This is a genomic window from Paenibacillus sp. P3E, from assembly GCF_001909045.1.
In the GTDB taxonomy this organism is placed as follows: domain Bacteria; phylum Bacillota; class Bacilli; order Paenibacillales; family Paenibacillaceae; genus Paenibacillus_AQ; species Paenibacillus_AQ helianthi.
Window position 1 is genome coordinate 1 of record NZ_LVWH01000014.1, and the last position, 15,117, is coordinate 15,117.

Sequence of the window (15,117 nt, forward strand, 5' to 3'; positions counted from 1 at the left end):
CTATACTGAGTCCCGTAGCCCCCCATCATTAACAATAGTTAGTAGAACATACATAATGTATCTTCTAATGGAAAAATGCCAGGTCACAGTCCTTAAAAAAATATTTTGAACAAAGCGCAACTTTTCTGAATCATCTGCGTTTAAGGTGTAGAGTCATTTACCAACGGCATTTGCAATATCGAAGAGCATAGCCGATTGGAAAAATTAGCTTTACGTGACTTGAGGCACATTGTATAATACTTAGGTAGAATTAGGAATCTAGTATTACTCTGTCTTCAACCTGTTTACAAGTTTCTGTGATACCCGTCACAGACATTATTTATACTTAATATGCTCAACTCGGGAAAGGGGGTGCATCGGCTAATGAGTGACATGAGCTACCCAACTAAAGAAAAATCTCAGTTCATGAACGTCCAAGGAGGAGAAAAAAAGGTTATGAAGAAAATTTTATCCGTAGCATTATCTACAGCAATGGCATTCTCGATGTTTGCCTCTGTAGCGTTTGGTGAAACTGCAACTGCAACAACTCCACAAGCAAAATTTGATGCTTTAGCAGCTAAGGGTGTCCTTAACGGATATCCAGACGGTAAAGCTCATCTTGAAAAAGATCTGACTCGTGCTGAGTTTGCTAAGATCGTTACTAAATTGTTCGGTCTTACTGAAGTAACTGGCAAACTGTCTTACAAAGACAAAGGTTACACAGCAAGTAACTGGGCAGTTCCTTACATCGAAGCAGCTTCTGCAGCTAAATTGATGCAAGGTAAAGATACTGTTAAAGGTATCTTCGACTACAACGGTAAAGTAACAGTTGAAGAAGTAGCGGCTGTATTGTTCCGTGCTCTGAAACTGGAAACTCCAGCTACAACTGATAACTCCGCATCCGCATGGGCTAAGGGCTATGCTCAAGCTGTTATCAATGCAGGACTGGTTGCTCAAGGTACTAACTTCAAAGCTAACGCTACTCGCTCTTTGGTAGTAGAAGCAGCTTATGCAGTTGACACTATCTCTAAAGCTCCTGCAATCAAAACTGTAGAAGTTTTGGATGCCTCAACTTTGAGCGTAACATTTGTTGACGGCAAAACTGCCGAAATCAAATTGGCTACAGCTCTTGTGGCTGACAAAGCAACTGAAGTGAGTTTCACTTACAACGGTTACTCCTACAAGTACACAGTTACACTGACTGCTCCACAAGTTAAAACTGTAACTGTTCTGAATGCTAAGCAAATTCAAGTAGTATTCAACAGAACTGTGGATGAAACTTCCGCAGAAACAGTAACTAACTATACTTACCAAACCAATGGAATGCCTAAAGCTCTTGCTATTCCTGCTAAAGGAACAAACGGAACTGACATTGAATTGGGCGCTGATAAGAGAACTGTAACAATCACAACTCCAGCTGCTTTGAATTCGAGCCTTGGTGGAATCACTGCCGGAACTCCATTCAAATTCACTGTTACTGGCGTAAAAGATACATCTGCTGCAACAGTTGCTGATTACACTGCAACTTTGACTTCCAGTGATTCCGTAGCTCCAGTACTTACTGCTGCTAGTGCAACAGCTAAGACAACAACAAACGTTGTTACTCTTACCTTCTCCGAACCGGTTGATCCAACTGGCGCAATCGTATATGTAGGTGGCACAGCTGCAAAATCCGAAGCTGGTTCCACTCCTACAACAATTAAAGTAACAACTGGTCAAACTCTGACTGCTGGTAAATCCTATGAAATCAGCGCTTTGAACTTCAAAGATTTCGCTGGCAACTTCTTGGCTCCAAACCCAACTGCTTTGTCTGTGGCTGTGTCCTCTGACGTAGTAGCTCCGGTAGTTCAAAGTGTAACAGCAACACGCGATAACTTGATCAAAGTTGTATTTGACAAGAATGTTGCAGCTCCAATTACTGGTGCAGTTAAACTTCTTGATGGTAACGGAAACCCTGTAACAGTATTGAACTCCAAACCTGATGGAAAAAATCTTAATGTTGAACTTGGAACTGTACCTTTCAACTCTGCCGGTACTTTCACTGGTACATTGATCCTTACAGACGCAATCCAAGATACTTTGGGTAATGCTAAAACAACTACAAGTCATGCTGTTACGTTGACTAAGGACGTAATTGCTCCTGTGGTTCAATCCGCATCTTATGACACTAGCAAAATCGCTACTGGCGAAATTGTTGTTAAGTTCAGTGAAGATGTTACAGCTTCCGGTAGCGCTAGTGCATTCAGCTTGATCAATGCTAATGGTGTGGTAGTTAATAGCCCTACACTTGTGTCAGCTATTGGTGACGCAAATGATTCCACACAATTGCGTGTTACTACAAGTACAGCTCTGACTTCCGGTACTTACACTCTGCGTGTAAACAATGGCGTTGCTAAGGATAAATCCACTCAAACAAACAGTAACGGTGCAGCTGTTCTGAGCTTTACTGTGGGTGCTTCTTCCGATAGCGGCAAACCAGAAGTAGCAACTACTGCAACTCCAGTACCAGCTGCAAATCGTTTGGCTGGTAACCAAATTAAGATCACCATGAAAGACAACATCGGTCTTGATCTGGTATCTGTTCAAAACGTAAGCAATTACTTGCTCAATGGTAAAGCACTTCCATCCGGAGCTTATGTAACAGTTGTGTTGGATTCTGGTGTTTCTGAAAGTGCAGCAACTGGTATTACTGCAGTTATCAACTTGCCAGCTGGCTCTATCGCATCCACTGAAGGTTACACACTGAATGTCACTAATGTTAAAGACAAAGCTGGAAATATCGCTAATGCGGTTGCTGTTTCCGGTCTGGGTCTAAACGATGATGTATCACCAGTTATGAATTCTGCAACAATCTCCAGCAATGGTTTGGTTGTTCTTGGATTCAGTGAAAATGTATCCACAGTAACGGCTGGAACATACAATGACTTCGAATTCGTAATCAATAACGTAACTGTAGCTGGATCTAATGTTCAAAACATTGCTACATTTGCACCAGGAACTGGTACTGATGCAGGTAAATATGTAGTTACCTTCAAACAACTGGTTGACGCTACTGGTCAATTGTTCCTAGATGTTGATGGTAGTGGTACTTACACTGCTGGTGATATCCTGATTCAAACTGCTTCCACTGCTTCTAATGGAACGTTTGATGTGAACAAGGTTGCTACATTAACTGTTAGAGTTTCTAATGCAGCTGATACTGTAACTGACGTTGTTAAATCACCAAGTCCATTCGCTAACCCAATCACTACTGGCACAAGCATCACAGTGAAATAATATTTCACCTAAGCTTTACATTAAGGCAGAGAGCAGTGATGCTCTCTGCTTTTTTATTTAGTTATTTGTATCAGAATGAGAAAGGGCTGAACTATAGACGTATGAATAAAATAACAAAAATTTCTGCGCTTACTGCAGTTCTAGGTATCACTCTTGTCGCAGGATCCATTATGAATCCTTTTGCCGAAGGAGCAAGTGTAGGCTCGCAGCCAGGAACAGCCGATGATCCGGTTGTAACCAAAAGTTATGTGGACCAGCAAATTCAGAAAGCACTTCAGGGTGGTGGAACTGTTACTCAAGCACCAGTGGCAACAGCTACCCCCGCAACAACTGCTGCACCAAGCAAAACTCCTACCCCTGGACCATCAAGCACACCGGCCCAGATTACCTCAACTGCGTATGTTATTGTCGATGTGAAGCCAGGTCAAACCCTGATTGCCGGAGCAGGTGCCGAGTTTATTGTACGTGCCGGAAAGGCAGTAATCACTACGCAAGACAGCAATGGCGTCGGTGACCTGACCGACGGAGTAGATCTTGCCAATGGAACTGCAGCTCCGACAAACCACTTGCTATCTTTTCCACGTGAAGGCCGGGGGATAACTGTCCAAGACGGTCAAACGTTGGGTCTGGTTGTCATGGTTCGCGGCACATATACATTAAAATAACCAATACTGAATACACATATTTTATGATTTTTTTTGTTAGAATATGGGTCTTATATGTTTCACGCAATAAATGATTTTTATTTTTCTCGCTGAAACGGATACTGTAAAGGACGGCGAAGCCGTTTCGGCTTACTTACCAGATAGGATACCCTAAAGATGGCTCGATCATACTCTCGGAACGGATTGCCACGACTGACAAACATTGAAATGACTCGGGATTATGGATCAAGCACATAATACTTCCTGTATTCTTAACAATCATCAGGAGGTGCTTGATTATGGCACGTGCTAATCGTACAGTGGTACCCGAAAGCCGGGCAATGCTCAAACAAATGCAATACGAAATTGCTTCTGAGTTTGGTTTATATGGTGCTCCTTCTAGCGGGGGAGCAGATACTGAATTTGCCTCTGAGCTTGGTGTAACCGGTGGTTCCATAGGGTATGGATCTTCTTATCTGGGACATCTTACTTCCCGAGACAATGGATCTGTTGGTGGAGAAATTACCAAGAGGCTTGTGAAGCAGGCCGAGCAGTCTCTTTTTAAATAAGAATGGCTTGAATTGACACCATCCGGCAAATAAGATAATATGACTTTTGAGGAAAGCCATAACCTTTTCCAATCGGAAAAGGTTCATTTTTTGAACTTATTCAACAAAAACTATGATTATTGAGTCGAGGGTATTAAGTAATGCTAGACGGAAGTGGACAGGCTGGTCCAATTCTATTTTTTATGAGATATTTAGTCTGGTATTCACGAAAAATCTCTTTATACAGTGTCAAATAAACAATATGGGAGGTTGTTGTATTGTCTATTAAAGGACGTCATTTGTTTACTTCAGAGTCTGTAACCGAGGGACATCCGGATAAAATCTGCGATCAGATCTCCGATGCGGTCCTCGATGCTTTTTTGGCTAATGATCCTAATGCCCGTGTGGCTTGTGAAGTTGCTGTTGCAACAGGTCTGGTATTGGTCATTGGTGAGATCAGCACCAAATCGGAATATGTGGATATCCCGGCAATTGTTCGCAATACCATCAAGGAAATTGGCTATACGCGTGCGAAATTCGGTTTTGACTATAATACATGTGCCGTTTTGAGCTCATTAAATGAACAGTCAGCAGACATTGCCCAAGGGGTCAATGCTGCACTGGAGAACCGGGACCCTGCACAGGTTGCTGAGGAAACTGCAAATATTGGTGCCGGCGATCAAGGACTGATGTTTGGTTTTGCTACCAATGAAACTCCTGAATTAATGCCGCTGCCCATTGCATTGTCTCACCGTATTGCCCGCCGCTTGTCTGAGGTCCGTAAGGATGGTACCTTGGAGTATTTGCGTCCCGACGGCAAAACACAGGTAACCATTGAATACGACAATGATAGACCGGTTCGAGTGGACACCATAGTAGTCTCTACACAGCATGCGGAAGAAATCTCGCTTGAACAGATTCAGGCTGATATTAAGGAATATGTGATTCTGCCCGTAGTTCCGGCTGATCTGCTTGATGAAAACACGAAGTACTTTATTAATCCGACAGGACGTTTTGTCATTGGTGGTCCACAAGGCGATGCAGGTCTGACCGGACGTAAGATTATCGTCGACACCTATGGCGGTTATGCCCGTCATGGCGGTGGTGCGTTCTCAGGGAAGGATCCGACGAAAGTTGACCGTTCTGCGGCTTATGCAGCCCGTTACGTGGCTAAGAATCTGGTTGCTGCCGGCTTGGCTGACAAATGTGAGATTCAATTGGCTTATGCCATTGGGGTAGCTAATCCTGTCTCGATTAATGTGGATACATACGGAACAGGTAAAATCAGTGAAGAAAAGCTTGCCGAGCTGATTAGCAGCAATTTTGATCTTCGTCCAGCCGGAATCATTTCAATGCTGGATCTGCGTAAGCCTATCTATAGACAAACCGCAGCGTATGGCCATTTTGGACGTACGGATATTGACCTTCCATGGGAACGGGTAGACAAAGCCCAAATGCTGAAGACTCAGGCAGGACTATAAGATACAGGTGATTTTCACAACACTGGGCATGCATATTGCTCTGATATAACGAGTTTCTTCCTTATTATATGCTCGCCCGCAGGACAGCGCTTTGATCATTAGAGCCAGCTGCTGCGGGCTTTTTTGTGCGCCTGGAAATGTAATGGTTTGTATTCCCCTCTATCCCATCCTGGAAGTCTTCTAAACTTTGGAAGCCTTGTAGCCGAAATATAAGAATATATGTAAAAACGAATGTATGGCTTGAGAGGAGTCTATCACCACATGAAAAGAAAAGTTACCATATGGGCAGCACTCATTCTGGCAGGGGAATTACTCTTGGGGACGGTCTCTCCTTCACTAGGACTTGGGACATCGCCGGTATTCGCCGCAAGTGAGTTCGGGTTGTCTGCAACTTCACCTGCTGCAGGGGAGACGAACATCAACATAGGCTCATCGATCAAACTGAGTTTTGACCATGTAGTGACTCCGCAGAGCGGAGATATCACAATTACCCAGGCAGGTACACCTTTTGCTACTATTCCCGTAGGGAGTCTCGGATTGGTCGGAACCTCTAATTACTTTGAAATCAAATGGGGGCCTAATAAGCCGCTTGAAGCCAACAAAAGCTATAATGTATCACTTCCGAGGGGGCTATTTAAAGATAGCTCGGGAGCGGAATCATCGGCGACAAACTGGACATTCACCACTTCTCCTGAAGTTAGTGCCGCCGTGTCTATTACTGAATTCTCACCAGTGAACAACTCACGGCCTGATTCTACAACACTGAACCAATTGAACTTCAAGCTCAACAAGAAGCTGCAAAAAGGCGGAGGGTCCGCAAAGCTCATCTCTTCAGCCGACAATACACTTATTCAGGAGTTCAAATTCAGAGACGGAGAACCCTATGTAAATGTGCAAAGCGATGGCACTACCACTAATGTAAGTATGACCTTGGCCAGTAGACTGACGCCAGGCGGTACTTATTATGTACTGATCGACAACTATGCACTCAAAGATGACGATAACCGCACCTTTTCCGGGATATCCAGCGGCAGCGTATGGAGCTTTACGGCCAAAAGCAATGGAGTAGGGGGAACCGTTTCACCTGCTGGAGGTTCTACTGGTATTCATCCTGCAAGTGATATCCAACTGAATTTTGACCGGCCGATGATGCCCAATACAGGCGCAATCTCATTGACACCTGTTAACAACAGTGCAGGAAGTACAAGATATTTTAATGTCAATTCTACAGCGGTTACAGGAGGCGGTACGCGAACCATCACAGTAGATGCGGCCTCGCCTGCGAACATGTTGCTGGAGAAAACCATGTATACCGTTTCTGTGCCGCAAGGAGCCTTTTATGATCAGGACGGCAATTTATTCCCTGCTTCCGGGCCACTTACATGGAGCTATACCACAAGTGAGATCACGGGGTTTGGTATCGAGTCCCTTACTCCAGTAGACCGCAGCGAAGCTGTAGGACTTAACCCAACTATCAAAATTACATTTAACAGGAATGTTGTACAGAACAATGCGGTGGCAAATCCGGTAACCCTTTATAAGGGGGATGGTACAAAACTGAATTCAAACCTATCGGCAGGTGCTACGGCCAAAGAGTTTATCGTAACCCCAGCCGCGGCATTTGAGAATAATACGACGTACTACTTGGATATTGCCAATGGCGCTTTTGTGGATGCTAACAATAGTCAGGTTATCTATGGCGGACTAAGTGGCAAAAATGCCTGGAGCTTTCAGACTTATTCGCTGGACAAGACAGCTCCCGTGCTCGCGCTTGCACAACTGGATAATACCCGCACCATCCGTTTGAAATATGATGAAATACTAAAAACTGATGCGTCGCTGCTGCCTTCAAGCTTTGTCGTGACTGTTAACGATGAGAAGCGTGCGATTGATGGCATCTCCATTCAGGGAGACAGTATCTACATCACGCTCAGTACAGGAGTTGCTGTAGGCCAGGTTATCAAGATCAGCTATACAGGAGGACTTCGGACCATTCAGGATTTGAGCGGGAATGTTGCCAGTACCTTCTCCCAGCGTCAGGTTACCAATGGAGTCCAATCCGCTTTAACGAATCTTAAAGACGGAATACTTACCGGAAAAACTGTTTTGCTAAATTTTAATGATACTCTAAAAGCAGCCAATTCTAATGCTTACAGCCAGTTCAATGTTTATGCAGATGGCTCTTCTCTTGGGGTGAACACGATTACCTCCAGTGGGGCAACGGTTTACTTGAGCTTGAATAATGCAGCGACAAATACCCAGATTATCCGTGTGTCTTATTCTGCGGGCTCTTATCCGGTGCAGGATATGAATGGACAGAATGTAGCGAATTTCAGCGATGTCTATATCCGCAATAGTGGGGACACGGTTGCACCAGCGTTTCAGAGTGCGACCGGTTCAGGCAACAAAATTGTACTGACCTATAACGAGGGATTATCTTCAACCAGTCTTCCAATGAACAGCCAGTTTTCCGTTCTGGTAGGCAGTACACCGAACTACGTTACGGGCGTGGATGTTAGTGGAGCGCAAGTCACCTTAAAGCTGCAGAGTGCGCTGGCAGTGAATCAGCCGACTACAGTCTCGTACGTACCAGGAACAACAGGAATCAGCGATCTGAACGGCAACCGTGCGCCATATCTTAACCTTCAGCCGGTGAGCGTTTCGGGTTCAAGCGGTACTACAGTCCCTAATATCAGTTCAGCAACCATTACAGGGGACGAGCTGACTTTGACCTTCAGCAAAACCATGCAGGCCTCTTCAACACTGAACGCAAATCAATTTGCTGTAAGATTTGACGGCAGCAGTATTGGTGTGCAGAGCTATTACATGTCCGGCAATACACTCAAATTGGTGCTGTCCAGCGTGGCAAAGACAGGTCAAGCGGTGGATGTATCCTATATGTCTAGTTCAGGTACTATCTCGGATCAAAGTGGGACTACCTTATCTTCCTTTAGCGCACTTACGGTACAAAATCTGACGGGGATTACAGGAAATTCCTCAATAGCAGGCAGCCCCTCTTATCTGGGGATCTTGGCAGCCAGTGAGTTTGGAAAAGAATATCCTTTGCTCAAAAGCGACTCCTCTACAACGGTAGATGACCGTTCGGTGTACAGCCAATCTGCAAAAAGATATAACCTGACCGCTGACCGCCTAAAGGCCAGTTATGATTTTGTATACAAACTCGGCAGTTCCGCAGTGGCTTTTGAGGTTCCTTCAACGGAATCGTCAGCCTATGTGAGTGTACCACTCAAACCTCTGCTGGATGCAGTGAACCGTGACAGCAAGGCGGTATTTCTGGTCCGTTATGGTGACCATCTATACAGTCTTGGGCTAAGTAACGTGAATATGAACAGTCTTGCCGCGACATTGATTGCCGACAGCAACAATATCTCACTTGTTTTGCGGCTGGAGAAGGTCCCTGCCGGCACCTTTACACCATTTGAGCAAAAGCTACAGACACAGGGGCTTCGGACCATAACCGGACTTATGGATATCCGCCTAAGTGCTGCGGTTAACGGAAATTACACCAGCACTACTGCGTTGAGTGTACCTGCTGAATATACAGTGCGTACAACTGCTACGCTGAACGGTGACCAGACTTCGGCTGCCAGATTGGATCTTGCATACTATGATGCTACCTATCTCCCAACCAAAATCAGCGCAGCGGGCAGTTATACAGTGATCAAAGCCAGCACAACCGGCAATCAGGTAGTCGGTACATTCCTCTCGACCCGGAGTTTTTCCGACATGAGCAGTCATTGGAGCAAAGCGATCGTTTCTCAATTAGCCGCTAAGAATATTATCGACAGCAGCTATGGCAGTGCTTTTATGCCGGAGCAGAAGATTACACGGTCTGAGTTTGCTATTATGCTCAGCCGGGGACTGGGGCTGCTGGGAGACCGGGAGACGGCACAGCGCTTCAGAGATGTACAGCCTTCAACCCAGACAGGCGATTATATTGGCGCAGCCGCCAAAGCTGGGATTATTACCGGAAATACGGATGCTACGTTCCGTCCGAGTGATAATATCACCCGTGAGCAAATGGCAATTATGATGATCCGGGCTATGGAGTATACCGGGCATCCGATAACCCTGAATGGAAACTCCGCTTCCGCTTTGGCGGCATTCAAGGATCGTTCCAGCATTCAAAGTCAGGCTGCTGAATTTGTGGCTAAGGCTGTACAGCAAGGAATTATTCTGGGAATGACTACCACCAAATTTCAGCCTCAGGGTAATGCCACACGTGCCCAAGCTGCCGTTATGCTGCAACGGATGTTGACCATGGCAGGATATCTGTAAAATCAAATATACTTAAGGCCCCGCTTTTGCGGGGCTTTTTTTGCATTCTCTGTGCTGTTCCAAGAAGAAGAGGATTTAGCTTAAATCTAGCAATATTCGCAACTTTTCCTCTTAAAATCAGTCTATTAAAGGGTAGCGGGAAACTAGGAATGTGTTCCCAGCCTTTGAAAGATTCTTGATATTTAAAAAAGAGATGGGAGAGTTACGCTGAAATGAATGAAGTTTTCATGGGGAAGAAGAGTAGAGAGCAGTTGCAGGAAATGAAGAAGCAGCCAGCCAAAAAGTGGATTGCGGCTTCATTGGCAGGAGTACTGTGGATCATGCCCGTCCTAGGCATTGAAGGTATGCCGCAATTTAGTTCAGGACCGGCACCGATCGCGGAGGCAGCCTCCTCCTTTGCCGTTACCAAGCTGGGTGAAGAGGTTATTACTTCAGGCGCTATTATGATGAAATATAAATACACAACTGCCCGTTCCGGGAAAGCAGCCAGCGGTCTTGCGGATGTTATCCGCATCGATCTTAGTAATGCTTACGTATCCCTCGATGTCATGACCGGCAAGGGCGGCCATTTGACTACGCGGCAAAGCACCGGAGGCATGGCTGCGGAGACAGGGGCAGTAGCCGCGGTTAACGGAGACTATTTCAATACAGGCGGTGAAGGTGCACCCATCGGTGGGCAGGTGTCCGGCGGAGTTGTTGTATCCACACCTTCACAGCTTGACGGAATGTACGCTTTTGCTGTTACCAAAGACCGCAAACCCGTGATTGATGAGTATTCATTCGAAGGACTCGTTACCGCGGAGGACGGAGCCCAATTCCCATTGTCTGGTATCAATAAAGGTGCATACAGCCCGGAGGGCGGCAGCTCGACTTATAGTCATGCCAACGCAGCGTATATCTATACAGATGCCTGGACGGCTCTGGACCGGCCAAAGAACAGCTCGACTACACCTACCGAGGTGCTTGTGGAAAACGATATCATTACCCAGATTTCAGCGGACAAAGCTTTGCCCATGGCGGTTCCAAAGGGAGCCTACATCCTGCGGACACACGGGCTGGGAGCCCAGTTCGTTAAAGCTCATCTGGTTGTAGGACAAAAGCTGAGCAGTGTCTACACCCTACGTTCCAAAACTACGAAGCAGGAACTTGATCCAGCCAGTCTGCAGATGATGATTGGCGGGCATACCATTCTGGTGAATAACGGCCAAGCGGCTACGTTTTCCCGCTCCACCTCCAGTATCGGAGGCTATCGTGCACGAACAGCGCTGGGCTACTCACAGGATGGACGGTATGTATACGTAATTGCAGTCGAAGACAATGCCAATAGTGCGGGGATGTCGCTGACTGAGCTGCAATCCTTTATGACAAATATCGGTGTCTGGAAAGGATTGAATCTGGACGGGGGCGGTTCTACAACCATGGTTGACCGGCCGCTTGCCGAAACCTCGACGACCCTGACCTTCAACACCGAGTATGGTACCGAGCAGAGGAGTATTGTCAACGGGGTGGGTGTGTATACCTCGGCTCCGCAAGGGGAAGTGAAAGGGATCAAAATTAGCGGCAGTTCGGCAATGCTGATCGGACAAAAGGCAAGCTATTCTTTAAAAGGCTATGATACGTACTACAATCCAATCGATGTGGCTTCGGGCAATCCTTCCTGGACTTCAAGTAACGGCAGTGTAACCATAAGCGGCGGGGAAGCTACTGCTGTCAAAGCAGGCACCGCTACATTGACAGCCGCAAGCGGGGCTGCCACTGCCTCGACCAAGGTTACGGTACTAGGTGGAGAGAACCTCTCAAGCCTAACGGTAGGAACAGCAACCGCGCCACTCACAGCCGGGGCGTCAGTGTCTGTACCTGTGACAGCTGTAGCCCAAAATGGTTCTTCGCTTACCGTTCCGCCAGCATCACTGAACTGGGAGCTGATAGGCTTTAAGGGCAGTGTGGTGGACGGCAAACTTACGGTTGATTCCGTGGACCCTGGTGTTACGACAGGATATGCTATTGCTCGTTATGACGGATTCAGCACTGCAGTTGTCTTGTCAGCAGCAACTGCAACCCCGTGGGAGGATTTTGAAAATGTTAGTTATCCTATCGCATTCACATCCAATGTGAGCAGTGTGACCGGAACTGCGGCAGTTATGGCGGGAAGCGCTGAAAAAGCGGGCTCCAAAGTGCTGTCACTCAGCTATGATATGACTGCGGGCAGCGGCAAAATGTACGCATATGCCCAGCTTAATGGAAGCAGTGGCAAAAGCATACCGGCAGCGGCAACATCGATGTCACTTGATGTAATGGGGGATATGAGCCTTAACTGGCTGCGGGCAGAAGTGGTGGATGGAAGCGGAGCTATTTCCTACATCGATCTGGCCAAAGTGATCGACTGGAACGGCTGGAAAAACCTCAATATTGATTTGTCAGGTTCCGGCATCAAGTTCCCGGCATCATTGAAGCGTCTGTATGTGGTGAATGTGGAGGAAGGCCAGGATGAACGGGCCAAGACAGGCACGGTTGCTTTTGACAATCTGTCATTCGTCATGCCTTCCCTATCGAGTGAAGCCGGACTTCCGAAGGGAACTGCTGCGATGAGCATCGGGTCCAAGTCTATTACACTAAACGGTGTGAAGAAACCGATTGATGTGGCTCCGATTGTCAAAAATGGAAGCACCTACGTGCCGATAAAGGTAGTTATGGATGCATTTGGCGGGAGTGCCTCATGGGATAAGAACACCAAAGGGATTCTGGTGCTGCGTGGGGCCAAGGCGCTTGATCTGACCGTAAACATGAAGGAATTTGTATTGAACGGTAAACGCCAAAGTGCTGAAGTAGCGCCTTTAATCCTACAAGGCAGGACTTTAGTACCGCTCAGATTAGTTTCAGAACAACTGGGATTGACCGTAAAATGGGAACAGAAAACGAAGACCGTAACTATCGAATCGTGATATGGTAATATTAAAGGAAAGCCTTTAATACGATCCGATAGAAATGGGGCAGCATCCGTGGAATTTCAAGCCGATGCGATAGATCGCGTCATTAAGAATACCATCGACGTGATGGAGAGCAGCAAGTATCAGATATTTGAAATATTGCAGGTTGCACGGGATGAGCTTGTTGCACTCACCAAAGAACTGCAGCGGGTCATAGATGAAACGGATGAAACATTGCAAAAGGTAGACAAGCTGGAGCTGCAGTACCACCGCTCCCGTATCCGGCTGACAGAGGTCAGCCGGGACTTTGTCCGTTACTCCGAGAAGGATATCCGGATCGCGTACGAGAAAGCAACAGAGCTTCAGCTTGAGCTCATGATGACCAGAGAGAGGGAAGTCTATCTTCGGAGCAGGCGAGACGAGCTGCAGCTGCGGGTCCGCAGTGTCGAAAATTCGGTAGAGCGGGCAGAATCTATTGGTTCGCAAATGAGTGTTGTTTTGGAATATCTATCCGGGGAACTAGGACAAGTGACCAGGATTGTCGAATCTGCGAAGAACCGTCAGATGATTGGACTCAAAATAATCCTGGCTCAGGAAGAGGAACGGAAAAGAATTGCCCGGGAAATTCATGACGGTCCCGCTCAAATGCTGGCGAATCTAGTCCTAAGGACGGAAATTGTAGAAAGAATGCTGGTAAAGCAGGAATTCGGGCTGGTACAGGACGAAGTAATAGACTTGAAAGGGCAGGTAAGATACAGTCTGGAAGAAATGCGTAAGGTGATTTTTAATCTGCGTCCGATGGCGCTCGATGATTTGGGTCTGATTCCGACACTTCGAAAATACGTACATGATTATGAGGAAAAGACAAAGATCCGCACCTCCTTTGAAACGAGGGGCAAGGAGCACCGGCTGTCTTCAGCTATGGAGGCAGCCGTATACCGTCTGGTCCAGGAGGCATTGTCGAATGCGGCCAAGCATGCTTTTCCAAGCTACGTATTGGTGGAGATCACCTATCAGGCACAGCTGATCAAGATTGTCGTGAAGGATAATGGATTAGGCTTCAATGTAAAAAAAATCAGTGAACAGGCAAATCGTGAAAGTTTTGGGTTGGTCGGCATGCGTGAACGCGTGGAACTGCTCGAAGGAAGAATGGAAATACTGTCAGCTGAGAATCAGGGCACAACAATCGTAATTCACATTCCGACGAATGTGGAAAAAGGGAAGGAGTAATGTGATGGAAAACCAGAATCCTGGCAAGTCGCCCATTAAAGTTCTTTTGGCCGATGATCATCAGTTGTTTCGTGAAGGGCTTAAGCGGATTTTAAATATGGAGGAAGATATTGAGGTCATAGGGGAATGTGGTGACGGTATTCAGGTACTTGAATTCTGCAATGAAACCAAACCTGATATCGTACTGATGGACATCAATATGCCGATTGAAAATGGTGTGGAAGCCACTCAAAAACTGCGGGAAATGTTCCCGGATGTCAAAGTTATTATTTTATCGATTCATGATGATGAAAGTTATGTATTTGAAACCCTGCGCAAGGGTGCCAATGGCTATTTGCTGAAGGATATGGAGGCGGAATCGCTTATTAATGCGATCCGTTCAGTCTGTGAAGGCCATGCCTTCATTCATCCAAAGGTTACGGGCAAGCTCATCAACCAGCTGCGCCGTATGACATACCTCAATGAAACAGGAGCTATTGCTGAAACTGCGGTTAAAGAGGCTGGTGTCAAATTTGTTGCAGGCGATAATAATCCGCTGACCCGGCGTGAAGCAGAAGTGCTTCGGCTGATGGCTGAAGGCAAGAGCAACAAGATGATTGGTGAATATCTGTTTATCAGCGAAAAAACCGTCAAGAACCATGTGAGTAGTATTCTCCAAAAAATGGAAGTTGACGATCGAACACAGGCTGTTATCAATTCGATTAAATATGGGTGGGTAACCCTGTAGTGGTAG

8 protein-coding genes are annotated in these 15,117 nt (G+C 46.4%); all 8 read left to right on the forward strand.

Annotation, left to right across the window (positions count from 1 at the left end; all coding sequences use genetic code 11):
• Positions 1 to 363: 363 nt before the first annotated feature.
• The 8 genes from A3842_RS03300 (at position 364) to A3842_RS03335 (ending at position 15,111) form a co-directional block, all read left to right on the forward strand.
• Positions 364 to 3,255: a beta strand repeat-containing protein gene (locus A3842_RS03300; RefSeq protein ID WP_074100421.1), complete on the forward strand. Its 2,892-nt coding sequence runs from the start codon at positions 364 to 366 to the stop codon at positions 3,253 to 3,255.
• Between the two features lie 101 nt (positions 3,256 to 3,356).
• Positions 3,357 to 3,920, forward strand: coding sequence for a hypothetical protein (locus A3842_RS03305; protein ID WP_074100490.1), 564 nt, complete (start codon positions 3,357 to 3,359; stop codon positions 3,918 to 3,920).
• A 278-nt stretch (positions 3,921 to 4,198) separates the two neighbouring features.
• Positions 4,199 to 4,468, forward strand: coding sequence for an alpha/beta-type small acid-soluble spore protein (locus A3842_RS03310; protein ID WP_074100422.1), 270 nt, complete (start codon positions 4,199 to 4,201; stop codon positions 4,466 to 4,468).
• Positions 4,469 to 4,725: 257 nt separating this feature from the next.
• Positions 4,726 to 5,928: a methionine adenosyltransferase gene (gene metK / locus A3842_RS03315; RefSeq protein WP_074100423.1), complete on the forward strand. Its 1,203-nt coding sequence runs from the start codon at positions 4,726 to 4,728 to the stop codon at positions 5,926 to 5,928.
• 261 nt (positions 5,929 to 6,189) lie between these two features.
• A complete protein-coding gene (locus A3842_RS03320) occupies positions 6,190 to 10,227 on the forward strand; it encodes an Ig-like domain-containing protein (RefSeq protein ID WP_074100424.1) in 4,038 nt (1,345 codons plus the stop codon).
• Between the two features lie 212 nt (positions 10,228 to 10,439).
• A complete protein-coding gene (locus tag A3842_RS03325) occupies positions 10,440 to 13,169 on the forward strand; it encodes a stalk domain-containing protein (RefSeq protein ID WP_083609457.1) in 2,730 nt (909 codons plus the stop codon).
• A 57-nt stretch (positions 13,170 to 13,226) separates the two neighbouring features.
• A complete protein-coding gene (locus tag A3842_RS03330) occupies positions 13,227 to 14,384 on the forward strand; it encodes a sensor histidine kinase (RefSeq protein WP_074087441.1) in 1,158 nt (385 codons plus the stop codon).
• A 4-nt stretch (positions 14,385 to 14,388) separates the two neighbouring features.
• Positions 14,389 to 15,111, forward strand: a complete 723-nt coding sequence (locus tag A3842_RS03335) for a response regulator (RefSeq protein WP_074087298.1) — start codon at positions 14,389 to 14,391, stop codon at positions 15,109 to 15,111.
• The last annotated feature ends 6 nt before the right edge of the window (positions 15,112 to 15,117 follow it).